Source organism: Bradyrhizobium sp. Arg237L, assembly GCF_029990105.1.
Classification (GTDB): domain Bacteria; phylum Pseudomonadota; class Alphaproteobacteria; order Rhizobiales; family Xanthobacteraceae; genus Bradyrhizobium.
Map to the genome: position 1 here is coordinate 1 of NZ_JAQMIL010000029.1, position 14,811 is coordinate 14,811.

13 protein-coding genes are annotated in these 14,811 nt (G+C 62.2%); 7 read left to right on the forward strand and 6 right to left on the reverse strand.

Annotated elements, in window-relative coordinates:
- Positions 1-281 precede the first annotated feature (281 nt).
- The 4 genes from OZ411_RS19080 to OZ411_RS19095 all read left to right on the forward strand — a co-directional run bounded on the left by OZ411_RS19080 (position 282) and on the right by OZ411_RS19095 (position 5,116).
- Complete coding sequence (locus OZ411_RS19080; RefSeq protein ID WP_282529184.1) at positions 282-1,202, forward strand: AraC family transcriptional regulator; 921 nt, start codon at positions 282-284, stop codon at positions 1,200-1,202.
- Positions 1,203-1,412: 210 nt separating this feature from the next.
- Entirely contained in the window at positions 1,413-3,749 is a 2,337-nt protein-coding gene (locus OZ411_RS19085; protein WP_282529185.1) for a TonB-dependent siderophore receptor, read from the forward strand.
- 9 nt (positions 3,750-3,758) lie between these two features.
- Complete coding sequence (locus tag OZ411_RS19090) at positions 3,759-4,922, forward strand: PepSY-associated TM helix domain-containing protein (RefSeq protein WP_282529186.1); 1,164 nt, start codon at positions 3,759-3,761, stop codon at positions 4,920-4,922.
- A gap of 17 nt (positions 4,923-4,939) precedes the next feature.
- Entirely contained in the window at positions 4,940-5,116 is a 177-nt protein-coding gene (locus OZ411_RS19095) for a hypothetical protein (protein WP_282529187.1), read from the forward strand.
- Positions 5,117-5,128: 12 nt separating this feature from the next.
- Here OZ411_RS19095 and OZ411_RS19100 read toward each other — a convergent pair whose 3' ends face one another.
- Complete coding sequence (locus OZ411_RS19100) at positions 5,129-6,538, reverse strand: PLP-dependent aminotransferase family protein (RefSeq protein WP_282529188.1); 1,410 nt, start codon at positions 6,536-6,538, stop codon at positions 5,129-5,131.
- A gap of 46 nt (positions 6,539-6,584) precedes the next feature.
- On the opposite strand from OZ411_RS19100, the gene OZ411_RS19105 reads away from it, so the two are divergent.
- Entirely contained in the window at positions 6,585-7,082 is a 498-nt protein-coding gene (locus OZ411_RS19105; RefSeq protein ID WP_282529189.1) for a DUF983 domain-containing protein, read from the forward strand.
- A gap of 465 nt (positions 7,083-7,547) precedes the next feature.
- The gene (locus OZ411_RS19110; protein WP_282529190.1) at positions 7,548-8,369 is read left to right on the forward strand and encodes a class I SAM-dependent methyltransferase; all 822 of its coding nucleotides are present in this window, start codon (positions 7,548-7,550) and stop codon (positions 8,367-8,369) included.
- Positions 8,370-8,387: 18 nt separating this feature from the next.
- Here the strand turns inward: OZ411_RS19110 and OZ411_RS19115 are convergent, their stop codons facing one another.
- From OZ411_RS19115 to OZ411_RS19130, 4 genes are read right to left on the reverse strand one after another with little or no spacing between them, the layout of a single operon-like run.
- The gene (locus OZ411_RS19115; protein ID WP_282529191.1) at positions 8,388-8,801 is read right to left on the reverse strand and encodes a hypothetical protein; all 414 of its coding nucleotides are present in this window, start codon (positions 8,799-8,801) and stop codon (positions 8,388-8,390) included.
- Positions 8,798-9,973 (reverse strand): glycosyltransferase family 4 protein, encoded by a 1,176-nt coding sequence (locus OZ411_RS19120; protein ID WP_282529192.1) that lies wholly within the window; start codon positions 9,971-9,973, stop codon positions 8,798-8,800. The genes OZ411_RS19115 and OZ411_RS19120 overlap by 4 nt, the downstream gene beginning before the upstream one ends.
- A 9-nt stretch (positions 9,974-9,982) precedes the next feature.
- Positions 9,983-11,257 carry a glycosyltransferase gene (locus OZ411_RS19125; protein ID WP_282529193.1) on the reverse strand — a complete coding sequence of 425 codons (1,275 nt, stop codon included), beginning with the start codon at positions 11,255-11,257 and terminating at the stop codon, positions 9,983-9,985.
- Positions 11,254-12,138 carry a WecB/TagA/CpsF family glycosyltransferase gene (locus tag OZ411_RS19130; RefSeq protein WP_282529194.1) on the reverse strand — a complete coding sequence of 295 codons (885 nt, stop codon included), beginning with the start codon at positions 12,136-12,138 and terminating at the stop codon, positions 11,254-11,256. The genes OZ411_RS19125 and OZ411_RS19130 overlap by 4 nt, the downstream gene beginning before the upstream one ends.
- Positions 12,139-12,260: 122 nt before the next feature.
- Between OZ411_RS19130 and OZ411_RS19135 the strand changes: the two genes are divergently transcribed.
- Positions 12,261-13,364 carry an endo-1,4-beta-xylanase gene (locus tag OZ411_RS19135; RefSeq protein ID WP_282529195.1) on the forward strand — a complete coding sequence of 368 codons (1,104 nt, stop codon included), beginning with the start codon at positions 12,261-12,263 and terminating at the stop codon, positions 13,362-13,364.
- An 8-nt stretch (positions 13,365-13,372) separates the two neighbouring features.
- Here OZ411_RS19135 and OZ411_RS19140 read toward each other — a convergent pair whose 3' ends face one another.
- Positions 13,373-14,809, reverse strand: a complete 1,437-nt coding sequence (locus OZ411_RS19140) for an oligosaccharide flippase family protein (RefSeq protein WP_282529196.1) — start codon at positions 14,807-14,809, stop codon at positions 13,373-13,375.
- Positions 14,810-14,811 lie beyond the last annotated feature (2 nt).

Consider the following 14,811-nt stretch of genomic DNA (forward strand, 5'->3'; position numbering starts at 1 on the left):
ACATATGGATGCAAGCGATCCGATCACCTCAAAAGCTCTTGTGCCACGGGGGCCGTCCACATATGGGTCCCGCTTTCGCGGGGACGACAATCGTAGGATGGGTAGAGCGCAGCGAAACCCATCATTCGCGCCGCTTGCTCCATGGCGATGGGTTTCGCTGCGCTCTCCCCGTCCCACGGACTGCGGACACAGCGCTGCACTTTGAAAGTGTTCTAATTGCCTCGGCAACGGTTGAGAGGCAGATAGACTCAAGGTTCGCTGGCCGGCTCCAGGCAAAGGACGTGACGCACATTTATCATCGCATCTTCGATCAGTTCCGCGTCCTCGATTCCGAGGGTGCATCAAGGGAGGACGACTTCGCGGAGACCGCGCGATGGCTCGAATTTCCCGGCTGCTTGTTCCAGCGAAACAATTTCATCCTTGATCGCATCATACGCAGCGAAGGCGTGATCAAGGCCGGATTGTTCGCCACCATCGTGTTGAAGGGCTCGGGGCAGGGAGGTCCGCACCGCGATGTCACGCGGTTCCGCTACTCGGAAAATTCGATTGTCGTGATGGCCTTGCGAAAGCCGCAGCTCTGGACCGGCGAGACGTCCGGCGGCGGGCGCATGTTCGCCGCTGGCCTGGCGTTTCCCAAGGCATCGATCGATCGCCTCGGCCTGCAGCGCGAGTTCCTCGAGCTGTTTTCCTCGGCGGAATCGGATGAATTCGTGGTCACGCTGAAGGCGCCGCCACGCATTCTTGCGATGGCAACCGAAATGCTGTCTCCGACACTGGATGGACGCGCCGAAGAGCTGCTGCTGTCCGCGCATGCCATGGAGATCCTCGCGCGGGTCATATCGATCGCGGGCAAGCGCGCGAGCATGGAGATGGCGGGCGATCACAAGCAGCGGCGGCTGCGCGCGATCCGCGATGCGATCGACGCGGATCTGCGGCGTCCGTGGAAAGTTTCCCAATTGGCGCGCGAGGCAGGCATCAGCCGCCGCTCCTTCAACACCCACTTTCGACGGGCGTTTGGCGTCAGCGCCTCCGAATATCTGCGGACGCGTCGGCTCGAATCGGCGCGCGATGCGATCATCGAGCAGGGCGTATCGATCAACGAGGCGGCCTATCTCGCGGGTTATGGTAACCCCGCCAACTTCGCGACCGCGTTTCGCAAGCACTTCGGATATGCCCCCAGTCGCTGCCGTCCACCGAATTAGAATAAGAATAATTCTACACAGCGGGCCAGACGATCGCGACGTGTGCACCAATCTAGCGGAGCGTGTACTGCGACGGAACGTCTCGACGGAAGTCTGGAGCTTGTCGACAACAGATCAAAGAGTTTTTGCGCAATCGCAAAGGCGTGAGCTTCGCAATTCTTGCACTCAATCCCCTGAGTCTGCGGGCGTTCCGCGACGGGGGATGAAGCGATGGAATTCAAGCGAAAGAGCGAGTGGGGACTCGCCCTGATGACGATTTGTGGGATCGCCGCGGTGGCACTCACGGACACGCCGGCACTGGCGCAGAGTCCGTCCGGCGCGGAGCAGCCGAGATCGAACAGCGAATTGCCGCCGGTCACGGTCGATGCGCCACGCCAGCAGCGCAGCCGCGTGGCTCCGGTGCGATCGACGCGGGCGGCGCGATCCGGCCGCAACGTCGCGCGGCGGACGCCGGCTCCAGTGACGCAGGAAGCCGCCGCGCCGGGCGGAGCAGCGGGACGCTCGACCGGGGAGAGGGGCACTGGTCCGGTGGTCGGCTATCTCGCCAAGCAAAGCGTGAGCGCGACCAAGACGGACACGGCGATCCTGGAGACGCCGCAGTCGATTTCGATCGTCACCCAGGACCAGATCCAGGCGCAGGGCGCGCAGAACGTCGCGGAAGCCTTGCGCTATACGCCTGGTGTCACGGTGCAGAGTTTCGGCGCCAACGCCTTCTTCGACAATTTCAAGCTGAGGGGGTTCGATGCGCCCAGATATCTGGATGGCCTAAGGCTGCCGCAGGACAATACGACCTTCGCCGTGCCGCGGATCGAGACCTACGGATTGGAGCGGATCGAAGTGCTGAAGGGGCCCTCTTCGGTGGTCTATGGCCAGTCGGATCCGGGCGGTCTGCTCAACATGGTCAGCAGGCGGCCGACAGCCACGCCGCAATACACGATCGAGGGTACGTTCGGCTCATTCGATCGCTTCCAGGGCGCGTTCGACCTCGGCGGTCCGATCGACAAGAATGGCGAGTTCCTCTACCGCATCGTCGGGCTCGCACGCGACAGCAATACCCAGACCGACTTCGTGCAGGACAACAAGCTGTTCATCGCGCCGAGCTTCACCTGGGCCCCGACGACGGACACCAGCTTCACGCTGCTCTCGCAGTACCAGAAGGCCGACAACAGGGGTTACCAGCAATACGTGACGGGCCAGGTGTCGTTCCTGCCCAACCCGAACGGACACGTTCCATACAGCCGTTATCTCGGCGTGCCCGGGGCTGACGGCTACAATCTCGAGCAGTTCATGGTCGGTTATGCCTTCGAGCACCGCTTCGACAACAACCTGCAGTTCCGCCAGAATCTGCGCTACACGGACGTCACCAATGATCTCTCCTCGGTTCGGACGGAAGGCATGGCAACCGACCGTCTCGTCAACCGCAGCTATAACTATGTGAAGGCAAGCGCCGCCAACATCACCGTCGACAACCAGGTGCAGGCGGATTTCCTGACCGGACCGCTCGCCCACAAGGTGCTATTGGGCTTCGACTACTTCAATCTCTGGTCCCGCACCGACTATCGTTCCGCCGGCATCGCTCCGATCGATGCCTACGCTCCGGTATATAATACCGCGATTCCGTCCTTCGCATCATTGGCGCCATTCATCCTGCGCGACGACAAGCTGAGCCAGGCCGGTCTCTATTTGCAGGACCAGATCAAGCTCGACCGCTGGACGCTGACGCTGAGCGGACGCAATGACTGGGCCAGCACGGATTTCAAGAGCTTCGCAGTCTTTCCGCTCGCCGGCAGCTATTCCCGCGACGACCGGGCGCAGACCGGACGCGTCGGCCTCAACTATCTCTTCGATTTCGGACTGTCGCCCTATGTGAGCTATGCGACGTCGTTCACGCCGAACCTCGGCGCCGATCTCGCCGGCAATTCGTTCAGGCCGACGACCGGTGAGGGGACTGAAGCCGGCGTCAAATTCATGCCGAACGGATCGAACCTGATGCTGACGGCGGCCGTGTTCGAGATCAAGCAGCAGGACGTCCTCACCGCAAGCCCGATCAATCCGCTGTTCAACGTGCAGACCGATGCGCTACGCGTTCGCGGCTTCGAGTTTGAAGTGAAAGGCAACATCACCCGCGAACTGGAGATCGTCGGCGGCTACAGCCATCTCGATCCGAAGGTCTCGGCGAGCATTGCCGGATATGCCGGCAAATACATGATGAACACGGCCCAGGACCAGGCTTCGCTTTGGGGCAAGTACACCTGGTACGATGGTCCGGTTGCGGGTCTTGGGCTCGGGTTCGGCGTGCGCTATGTCGGTGAGACCTACGGGGACAGCTTCAACACGTTCGTCATCCCGGCCTATACGCTGTTCGATGCCGCGGTGAGCTACGATTTCGGCTATCTGCGGCCGGACTGGAAGGGATTGAAGGCGCAGGTCAACGTGACCAACCTGACCGACCATTTCTACGTCGCGTCGTGCTTGACCGGCTTGCCCTATTGCGGATTGGGGAATGGGCGTACGGTGCTCGGCACATTGAAATACAGTTGGAACTAGGAAGGCAAAGTGACGGCGGCGACCAGGTCTCTTCGGCGATGGGGTTTCGTCCACAAATGGACGAGCCTCATCTGCACGGTGTTCATGCTGCTCCTGTGCGTCACGGGGTTGCCGTTGATCTTTCATGAGGAGATCGACGACCTCCTGCACAGCCAGGTGAAGCCGGCGGAGGTGGCAGCGGACGCGCCGCTGGCCGATCTCGACCATCTGCTTGCCAATGCAATCGCCAATGCAGCGGGACAGGTCCCGCATTTCCTGATCTGGGACCGTGACGATCCGAACGCGATGTTCGTCAGCGTCGGGCCTTCGATCACGTCCGATCCGAGCAAGAACCTCTTGATCCGGATGGACGCGCATACGGGCGCCTATCTGGACGCGCCTGATGTCACCGGCCGCTTCACTTACATCATGCTCAAGCTGCATACGGACATGTTCGCAGGCCTGCCGGGCAAGCTCTTCCTTGGCCTGATGGGCATCCTGTTCTGCGTCGCCATCATCTCCGGCATCGTCGTCTATGCCCCCTCGATGCGGAAGCTGAGCTTCGGCACGTATCGCGCGGGCCGAACCCGCGTGGTGCGCTGGCTGGACGTCCATAACCTTGCCGGCATCCTTCTCGTTGCGTGGACGCTGGTGGTCGGCTTCACCGGCGTCATCAACACATGGGCCGATCTGGTCCTGAAGATGTGGCAGTATGGCCAGCTTGCTGAGATGACCGCGCAATATCGCGATCGCGCCCCGCCCGCGAAGCTGACGTCGGTCAATGCGGCGGTCGAGGTGGCGGCCCATGCGGTGCCGGGGATGACGCCTAGCTTCGTCGCGTTCCCCGGCTCGATCTTCAGCAGCAAGAGCCACTACACCGTGTTCCTGCGCGGCAATACGCCGCTCACCTCGCGCCTCTTGAAGCCGGCCCTGATCGACGCCGAGACCGGCACGCTCACCGATAGCCGCGACATGCCCTGGTACGTCTCGACGCTGTTCGTTTCCCAGCCGCTGCATTTCGGCGACTATGGCGGCATGCCGCTCAAGATCCTCTGGGCACTGCTCGACGTGCTTACGATCATTGTCCTCGTCACCGGGATCTATTTGTGGGTGCGGCGGCGAAGGGCAGGGGTCAGCGTCGATCGCGTGATCGCGCGCTCCTCCAGCATCGAAAGTCCCGCATTATCGTCCTGATGATGTCGCGCAAATCCATGCATCGTACGCTTCGGCAGATCTTCATCGCGCCCCTGCTGGTCGCGATCGTCAGCACGCTCGGCCTCGTCGGCGCGCTCGTGGGAGACGGCTGGTGGGATACCCTCGCATGGGTGACCCTGGCCGTCCCGGTTGTCCTCTACTCGCTCTTCATCTGGTGGCGAAAGCCGAATTGAGCGGCCGGCGCCTCAGACGATCTGCGTCGCCATGACAGACAACTTCATGGCCGCGGCGAGCACCTGCATGGCCTGGCTGACGTCGGCGCGGTTGCGCGCCGCGCCGAGGGAGACGCGGATCCCGCGCGGCGGCTTGTCGATGACGGCGAACGCATCTTCGCCGACAACGGCAAGCCCGTGACGCAGCAGATGCGAAAGCAGGTCCATCCGATTCCAGGATGGCGGTATCTCCAGCCAAAGGTGATGGCTTGCGGGACGGGATGCGAAAGCGATGCCCTTCAGGATACGGCCCGCCAGTTGCTGTCGTCCCTTGGCTTCGTTGCGTACCGCCTCGATGATCTCGTCGGCGATGCCGTTTCGAATCCAGTGGGTGACCAGCGCGACCATCAGGGGTGGTGACATCTGCATCGTCGCCTGCAATCCGCTGCGCATGGTCTGCGCTGCGATGGAATCAGGTGCCTGCAGATAGGCGACGCGCAGTCCTGGTGCGATGCATTTCGACATGCTGGCAGCGAAATAGCTCCGCTCGGGGATCAGGTTTGCGATCGGCGACGTCGACGGCTCGAGCGCACCATAGGCGTCGTCCTCGATCAGGAAAGTCCCTGCATGGCGGATGATTTCGGCGATGGCCTTGCGGCGCGCCGGACCCGCCGTCGCAGTCGTCGGGTTCTGCTGCGTCGGCACCAGATAGACGGCCTTGGGCTTGTGCTTGCGGCATGCGTCCTTGAGCGCGTCCGGCCGCACGCCTTGCTCGTCCATCGGCAAGCCGATCAGGCGAACGCCCAATCGGGCGGCCGCCGTCTTCAGGCCGGGATAGGTCAGCGCCTCCGTCAGAACCACATCACCGGGCGAGGTGAGGACGAGAAGCGCATTGAAGACGATAGCCTGCGATCCCGGAAAAATCACGAGATGCTCGGCGTTCGCATCGTGCACGCGATGGCGCAGCCAGTTTGCCGCCGTCTCCAACTCGAGATCGCTGCCGCCGGGTCTTGAGTAGGTCAGGAATGCGCCGAAGCCGCTTTCCCTGCGAATGGTCTCCAATCCCTGCGCGATCCGAAGATCCAGATTGGCTTCCACGGGTTGAGGCGGAAGATTCATCGAGAGGTCGATCGTGACTTGCGAGGGAACGTGCGACGGCGAACGCACCGTCGTCTCCGAAACGAACGTTCCCTGGCCGACCGTGGCGTCCAGCAGCCCGCGCCGGCGCGCTTCGCCATAGGCGCGGGTGACGGTGGTGAGATCGATGCCGAGTTCGGTCGCGAGCGCGCGGTGCGTCGGCAGCCTTTGCCCGCGAACAAGCCGGCCGCTCTCGATATCGGCGGCCAGCGCATCGACGATGCGCATGAACAGCGGGCCTTGCCATTCGGAAAGTGTAGGGACCCAATCCATACAATAGACCTGTTTGTCTTTGATTGTATCCATACATTCTCCTACTGTATGGACATGCCTCAGGTCAAGGAATTCAGCCATGACACAGCCAGTTTCGCTTGCCCAAGCCGTGCGGCGCGGCTTCACCATGCGATGCCCCAATTGCGGGAAGGGTCATCTTTTCCGCCGCTTCCTAAAGGTCGTGGATCACTGCGAAGTCTGCGACGAGGATTACACGCCGCAGCGTGCCGATGACTTTCCCGCCTATCTCGTCATCGTCGTCGTCGGACATGTGGTCGTGCCGGCCTTGCTCGCCGTCGAGATAGCTTACGCGCCGCCGGCGTGGCTTCAGCTTGCGATATGGCTGCCCGTGACGCTGTTCGCATCGCTCGGGCTGCTTCAGCCGACGAAGGGCGCGATCGTCGGTCTGCAGTGGCAAACGGGAATGCATGACTTCGCGCAATCGAAGGAGCGCAGGTCCGCCAATTCCACACAATCCGCCCAGCTCGCCAAGGCGAACACCAACACGACGTCGCTGAAGCCACGCACTCACTTGAGCTCTGCTCAGAGCAGCCGTCCGAGCAGAGCAGTTCCGTGAGCCACCCTCACACAATGAGCCCAAGATCAAGATCGCAGTGACGATCCGCGCAGCCATCGTGCTGACAATTTGAAGATTCATTCTCACGCTCGGAAGCGCGGGCTCACGTCAATGCGTGATGTGACCGGCGGCGGGCGTGTTGTGGCTTGCTGAAGGCAAGTCCATTCGTCCACCACACAGAACCATCTTGCCCCGCACGCGTTGGCTTGTTGCGTCGCACAGGCGCCGCAATTTGCATCAAAAAATCGAGACACAGTTAGTTCCTAGGGCGGAACCCAGGAACATCGCTTGAACCAAGGGGCCTCATTGGATTCCTCTGTCACCGACCGATTGGACACATGGGCGCAGACTGATTGGTGGCGGCGCGCGGTTCGCTGTCCCCGCTGTGCGGCGTCGCTGCGCGAGATCGACGCGCGACCGTTCTGTTCCAACGTGACGTGTGAATACTCTGGAAGCGGGTTTCCGGTGGTCGAGGACCAGCCGGTGCTGATCGATTTCGCCGCCAGCGTCTTCGAGCGCGGAATGTATCGCGGCGGCAATGGTTCGGTCTTTCACCGCGATGTGTCGCGCCGCTCGATCAGTTCGCGCCTCCATCAGCTCACCTTCGGCGGCAATCAGGTGGCACAATCCAACTGTGCACGCTTTATCGAGCTCCTGAAGCAGGAATCCGAACGGCCGGTCGTGCTCATCATCGGCGGAGGTGCGGTTGGCGACGGCGCCGACGAACTCTACGCGGATGACTGCCTCGAGTTGATCGGGACGGATGTCTACGCGTCGCCCTACACGCTGCTGGTGGCCGACGCGCACCGGCTGCCGTTCGAGGACGGCGTGTTTGACGGCGTCTGGGTCCAGGCCGTGCTCGAACATGTCCTTGAGCCTGCGTCCGTCGTCAACGAGATTCACCGCGTGCTTCGGCGCAGAGGCCTCGTCTATGCCGAAACGCCGTTCATGCAACAAGTGCATGAGCGCGGCTATGATTTCTCGCGCTTCACGCGGAGCGGCCACCGCTGGCTGTTCAAGCAGTTCTCGGAAATCTGCGCGGGCCGCGTCGGTGGCGCAGGCGTCGCGCTGGTGTGGTCGATCCGCTATTTTGCCCGTGCGCTCGGTGCCGGCGACAAGCTGTCGCGTCTGATCGCGCTACCGTTCTTCTGGATCCGCCTGCTCGATCCGTTGACGCGCGGCCGCCCCGGATCGGATGCGGCGAGCGGCTTCTTCTTCCTCGGACGCCGGACGGAGCGCCCGCTCGATCCGCACGTCATGCCGCGATATTACGACGCGCAGAGATGACGCTCGGCGACTTCGGCTTCAGGTGAGTCCTTTGATCTTCTTGCAGGGTGTCGCCGAGGTCGACGAAAGCTGCACGATCCCGACGACGGATTTTATCGTCAGTACTTCCTTGCTGGTGAGGAAGCGCAGCGTCGCGCTCGGATAGGCGTCGCAGAATTGCGACAATGTCGACGCCGTGGCAGGAATGGTGTCCTGCTTGGGAACGACCGCGATGCCGCCGTCCTTGAGGATATAGGCGTCCTTGACATTCGTCATGCTGCTCGCCGCCAGGCAGATCTTGAACAGATCGGTGTAGGATTGGGGCGGCAACTTCAGATCGCCGCCGAGGCTACCCAATAGATATTCGCGGCTTCGGCGGCAGTTGTCGGCGCCGGCGTGTGCCGCGCCGGTGGCGAGCACAAGCAGGATCGCGGCGGCGGCGATCCGCCTCATGCCGTCACGACCTCGGCCTGCGGTGCAGGCAACTCGTTTCGTGACAGTCCGTAGGTCGTGGCGGCGCAGCGTTCCCAGGACAATGCGCGTGCATGGGCCAACGCGCCTGCGGCAAGGCTCGCACGCAGTTCGTCATTCTCAGCGACCCTGGTGATCGCCGCGGAAATGCTGTCGATATCGGGCTGAACGAGGATGCCGCTTTGATCCGGCAGCACCGCGTCGGGAACGCCGCCGACAGCCGTGGCAACGCTCGGCACGCCGCCGGCACCGGCCTCGAGATAGACCAGTCCGAATCCTTCGACCCTGCCGGAGGAATCCGGAAGCCCCGTCAGGCTAAACAGATCGGCCGCGCCATAGATGTCGCGGATCTCTTCGTTCGGTAGTGGACCGAGCAGGCGAACATCGCAGTTCGCCGTTTCGATCAAGCGCTGAAGTTCGTTGACGTAGTCGGCCTCGCCGTTCGGGCCGATCACGAGCCAGGTGATACGCTGGCGCAGCCGCTCGGGGAGGCGCGCCAGTGCCGCGAGCGTCAGATGATGTCCCTTGCGGTGGGTGATCCGCGCGACGGTGACCATCACCAGCCGCTCCGGCGCCAGCCCAAGCCCTGCGCGGATGTCCGCCCGATCGCGTCGATCTCCGAACCAGAAGTCGGAAACGCCGAGACTGATCGCGCTGATCTGTCCTGCGTCGACGGAAAACCGCTCGCAGAACAGATCCCGGGTATAGCGGCTGTTCGCAACGATCTCGGTCCGAGGTCCGAACACGCCGGCGCTGCGGATTGCCAGCCGCTTCAACGGCGTCTGGGTTTCGTTGATCTCGGTGCCGTGCACCGTCATCAGCACGCGTGCCCGCGTCTGCCAGCGCGACAATGCGACAGGAATGAAGAACGGCCAGTCGGCCGCATGAATCACATCGTATGGGCGCTCGCGAACCCTATTGCGTGCCAGTATCATTTTCGCCGGCAAGTCCTTCATCGAATGCAGGCCACCGACAAAGCGGGCCACTTCGAACGGCAGCGTGCGATCGCGGCCTGCATTGTCCTGTCCGTAGTCCGGCGCCACCACGGTGACGCGCGCGCCGAGCCGCGCCGCGGCGGCGGCGATCTCCCCTGCGTAGGTGCCGATCCCGCCCATGGCGGGCGCAAACTCACTCGTCAGCAGCAGGATGTCCACGTCGATGCCTCAAGAGGCCGTGGCGGCGGCGAAGCCGCGGGCGTCCTGAATTTCCTGATGGTAGCGGTACACGCGCGCCAGTTGCGTGGCCGGCGTGAAGTCCTGGATCGCATCGGCGACCTGCTCGGGCGTGATCTTGCCGCTGTCGATGGCATCGCGGACATCGATGAAGCGCTGTGCGAGAGTCTCCACCATATCGTCACGACTGCCATCGCGTGTCACCAGATAGCCGCTCTGGCCGTCATGGATGACGGACTCGAGCTGCGGCAGATGCATCGCGACCACGGGACGGCCGACCGCGAGCGTTTCCAGCACGCAGCGCGGCATACCCTCGAATTCGGAGGTGAGAATGCCCGCATGCGCGTCCGCCAAGGTCTTCGCCATGCCCATGGCATCCTTGAAGCCGTGGCGAACGGTGATGTCCTCGATCGCGGCAAACTCGCTGAAGCGGTGCGGATCGCTCGTGCCGATATAGTGAAAGCGGATCGTGCCGTTCAGCCGCTGCCGCAAACGATCGATGGTGCGGAACATCAGCGGCGGATCCTTGAATTCGTCGAGCCGGCCGGCGAACACGATCTGGAACGGCGACATGCTGTCCGGGAACGGCTGCGGCTGGAAGATGTCGGTGTTGACCCAGGTCCACAGCGTATCGATCTTCTCCTTGCTGCGCGGATAGGTCTTCTGCATCCGCTCGGTGATGAACGGATTAACGCAGAGGAACTTCTCGCTCATCGTCACCGCGAACCGCTCGCCGGTATTGTGCACGAAGGAATATTTCCGGAGCAGCGAATCCATCTGCAGCTTCGGCGCGCCCTCGCCGTGCAGCATCTGCACGAAGGGAAGACGAAGTACTGCCGGCAGCCAGGAGAACTCCACCCGTCGCAGGTCGATCGAACACCGCCGTGTCCGTACCAGCCGTGCGATCTGGCCGAAATGACGCAGCAGCGCCACGAAGAACTGGCCTGTCAGCGAGGAACGAATGGTGCGCGCGGCTTCACGCGCCTGCGCGTCGCTGTAGCGCAGGATCGGAAGGAAGTCGAAGGTGCGGCCGCGGAACGTGACCCGGTGCACTTCACCGAGGGTGAGGTCACCGATCGAATCCACGCCGACGAACAGGATGTCGGTGTTGTCAGGATGGAACGTGATGAAGTCGCGGATATAGGTCTCGAGCCCTCCGACCTTTTGTCCGCGCGGGTCGAACGGATGGAGCAGGCAAATCTGATAGCGTGGCCGAACGCGGCTTGCATTGCGGGCGCGCAGCGCCAGTGTCACGGTCGAGGTCATGCGGTCTTCCGGATTCGTGCGTTGATGATCTGGGGCAGGGTGCGCGCAACGAGTCCCGGAACGGCGGCCATGCAGCGAGCATAGCGCGGTCCGAGCCGGCCTGGGTTGTTCAGCATGCGCCACGCCCATTCGAGCCCGGTCTTCTGGGTAACCGATGGCGCGCGCTTCTGCGTGCCGGCGATGAAATCGAGCGCGGCGCCGATGCACAACACGCCGGTGCCATCGAGCTCGTCGAGACAGCGCGCTGCAAATACTTCCTGGCGTGGCGCTCCAAGCGCGACAAAACAAAGTCTTGCACCGGACTCTCGGATCAGTTCGATCGCATGATCGGCCTCGGCAGAATAAGGATCGAAGTTAGGGCCGGGCGCATACCATCCCACAACTTGCAGACCCTGGAACCGTTCCGACAAACGTTGCGCGGTGACTTTCAATGTCTCGTCATTCGACCCGAGCAGGAACACAGGAAGGCCTCTCTTCTGCGCTTCCTCGCAGAGCGGTTCCACAAGATCGGCGCCGGTGGTCCGTTCGATATGCGTGCCAAGCAGACGCGACAGCACAACGATCGGGAACCCGTCAGCCGTCACAAACTTGGCACGACGATAAGCCGCTCGGAAGTCGGGCCGATGTTGCAGTTGAACGACATGATCGAGATTCAACGTGCACACGCTGAAATTCTCGCCTCGTTGCGCAGCCGATACGATCGAGTTCACCGCTTCGGGAAGTGAACCAATGTTGATGGCGATGCCATCAACATTGAGATTGGATGTCGCAGGCTGCTGCGTCTGTATTTCCGGCATGTCGATCTCCAGGTGAAAGAGAAGCCGAGGTGCACTGATGGAAGTCGTCGGCATGCTCAATGCTTGTGCGATGGGAACTCGCATCTCGAAGACTCTTCCTCGACGAGCAGCGCCACGAAATAGAACTATTGCGTCGCAACGATGGCGTTGCCGCTGTGCAAAAATGATTCAGCGCAACGAATGCATTCACTTGATGGAGAGCAGCCATGCAGATGTCGCGACGAAATGCACTCGCCATTCTCGCAGGGGCAGGCGTGGCGGCGCGTGCCGAAATTTCAACTGCCGCACCGGCGCAAAGTCAGAGTCTCGGTGCGATCGCTGCACAACATGGATTTGCTTTTGGTGCGGCCGCTGGTCCTGTCATTGACAAGGATCTTGCCTATCGCGAGCTGTACACGACACAGACGCGCATCATCACGACCGACATTGCGATGAAAATGGGCACGATCGCGCCACAACCTGGCCCCAAACGTTTCGAGAGCGCGGATCGTCTGTTGCAATTTTGTGCGAGTAATCGCATTCCGATGCGCGGCCATTGTTTGATCTGGAACGAATGGGTTCCGCAGTGGATCAAGAACAGGAGCAACACAGAGCGGCAGGCGTTCTTCGACTCTTACATAGAAGAAGTAGTCAGCCGTTATGTCGGCAAGCTGCATTCCTGGGATGTCGTCAACGAGCCGTTCTGGCCGGGCCACAAGGCGCCCGGCGGCTACAGACTGGGGCCGTGGTATGACGCATTTGGCGGAACCGGCTACATCCGCCGCGCTTACGAACGTGCGGCCATGGTCGACAAGAAAACCAAATTTGTTCTTAACGAGGCGCAGACCGAGCGCGATGACGAGGTCGGGCACATCGTACGTAGCGGATTGTTGCGGCTTGTCGATGAATTGAAGCAGGCCGGTGTGCCGCTCGCGGCGGTCGGCCTGCAGGGTCACCTGCAACCGCGCTACCCACATGATCCGGGACGGTTTGCCGAGTTCCTGCACCAACTCGCGTCACGCGGCGTGGACATCTACATCACCGAATTCGATGTGCGCGACGACACGTTCCCGGACGATATCGCTACACGCGACGCGATGATCGCCGAGACTGCCGAGAAGTTCCTTACGAACACGTTACAGGTACCTGCGGTCAAGATGGTGATCGCCTGGGAGCTCGCGGACAATTATTCGTTCTACACGGACGCGGCGAAGAAAAAGGATCCGCTCGCGCAACGCCTACCGCGGCCATTGCCTTATGATTCATCGATGCAGCGAAAGCCGCTATGGTTCGCGATCGCGCGCGCGTTCGAGAATGCAAAGAAGGCGTAACAGAATCGTCATGCGCCGGAATGTTGCGGGCGTGCCCGCAACATCTTCAAGAGTGACGGTGTGTACAGCAGCGCCAGCATTGTGAGATAGACCGCCGCACCTGCTGCGATATGCGCGGCGAGCTTGATCGCGTTTTCCGCTTCCGGGAATTCGCGCAACAGCGCCGCCATCGCGACGGTCGCAACTGCGATGCGTGCGAGGTGCGCGAACGGCAGCGTCAGCCCGAACAGCGAGAAGCCGATGCTGAAGCTTGTGGCGGCTGCCGCAGTTGCGGCGAGAACTGTGGCGCCGGCCGCGCCGGCAAGTCCCCAGTAGCGCAGGCACACCACGCTGAGGATCACCGTCAGGGTGGCATCGATGGCGGAAATCGCCATCATCCAGCGCGTGCGGTTGTGCAGCAGGAAGACCTGGTCGCCGAAATGGGCACGAAGGTTACGGATCGCGCCGGCGAGCGTTGCGAGCGGCAGTACGCTCAGCGTTGCCTGCTGAAATGGCGCGGCGATCAGAAGATGCACGATCTCGAACCGCAGCATGAAGATGCCGGTCAGGCTTGGCGCGAGGATCGCAACGAGCAGCGCGGTGTTGTCGGCAAGCTGCCGCATGGCGGCCTTGCTGCCGCTTTGCTCCATGCTCTTGACCGCAAGCGGAAAGGCGGCCGCCGTCACCAGCATGGCGGCGACCGCAGCGGCGCGCTGGCCGAGGCCGTAGCCGACGGCGAACAGGCCGGCGGCGGCCACGCCCGACATTTCGTTGATGATGAAGCGTGAGGCATTGAGGCCCACCCAGCCGAGCCCACCGCCGATGATCAGGGGAACGCCGTAATGCAGCGCGTGCACGACGATCTCGCGATCGACCGGCCACAGGCGGCGGCCGCAGGCGATCTTCGGCAGCACCACCAGCGCGGCCACGAGTTGTGCGACGGCGTATCCGGCCAGCGGCCATTCGGCGGATTGACCGAACAGCTTGATCATCACAAGGCCCACGGCGAAGCCAACCGCGGGCCCGGTCACCTGCTGTATCGTGTAGACCCAGATCTGCTGCTGGGCGCGAGCGCGCTCGCCGATATAAAGGTTCAGCGAACGCGTGACCACATAGGCGATGGCGGCAAGCAGCATGCCGAAGTGCGCATCGGGGGAAATGACGAGGCGCAGCACGACGACGATGACGAGGCTCTGCAGCAGGACCGACGCCAGCAGCACCGCATTTTCGGTGCGGTAGAAGCGAGGTGCGTCGTCATCCTTGTAGCGGCCGGAGAAGCGCAGTGCGTATTGCGACCACCAGGCGAGGAAGGCGATCTGCAGGAATTCGTGCGTGGCGGTGACCAGCGTGATGATGCCCAGCGTGTGATCGTTGACCACATGGGTCCACACGATCATCGCGATCAACTGGAACAGCGGCCCGACGAACTGCGCAGGGAGATAGAGCAGGGTGTGGCGCAGCAGCATCG

Coding starts and splice junctions, on each gene's coding strand:
- OZ411_RS19105 (WP_282529189.1), top strand. CDS start 6,585: ATGACACAGCCAGTTTCGCTTGCCCAAGCCGTGCGGCGCGGCTTCACC.
- OZ411_RS19095 (WP_282529187.1), top strand. CDS start 4,940: ATGCATCGTACGCTTCGGCAGATCTTCATCGCGCCCCTGCTGGTCGCG.
- OZ411_RS19085 (WP_282529185.1), top strand. CDS start 1,413: ATGGAATTCAAGCGAAAGAGCGAGTGGGGACTCGCCCTGATGACGATT.
- OZ411_RS19140 (WP_282529196.1), bottom strand. CDS start 14,809: ATGCTGCTGCGCCACACCCTGCTCTATCTCCCTGCGCAGTTCGTCGGG.
- OZ411_RS19130 (WP_282529194.1), bottom strand. CDS start 12,138: ATGCGAGTTCCCATCGCACAAGCATTGAGCATGCCGACGACTTCCATC.
- OZ411_RS19135 (WP_282529195.1), top strand. CDS start 12,261: ATGCAGATGTCGCGACGAAATGCACTCGCCATTCTCGCAGGGGCAGGC.
- OZ411_RS19100 (WP_282529188.1), bottom strand. CDS start 6,538: ATGGATACAATCAAAGACAAACAGGTCTATTGTATGGATTGGGTCCCT.
- OZ411_RS19115 (WP_282529191.1), bottom strand. CDS start 8,801: ATGAGGCGGATCGCCGCCGCCGCGATCCTGCTTGTGCTCGCCACCGGC.
- OZ411_RS19125 (WP_282529193.1), bottom strand. CDS start 11,257: ATGACCTCGACCGTGACACTGGCGCTGCGCGCCCGCAATGCAAGCCGC.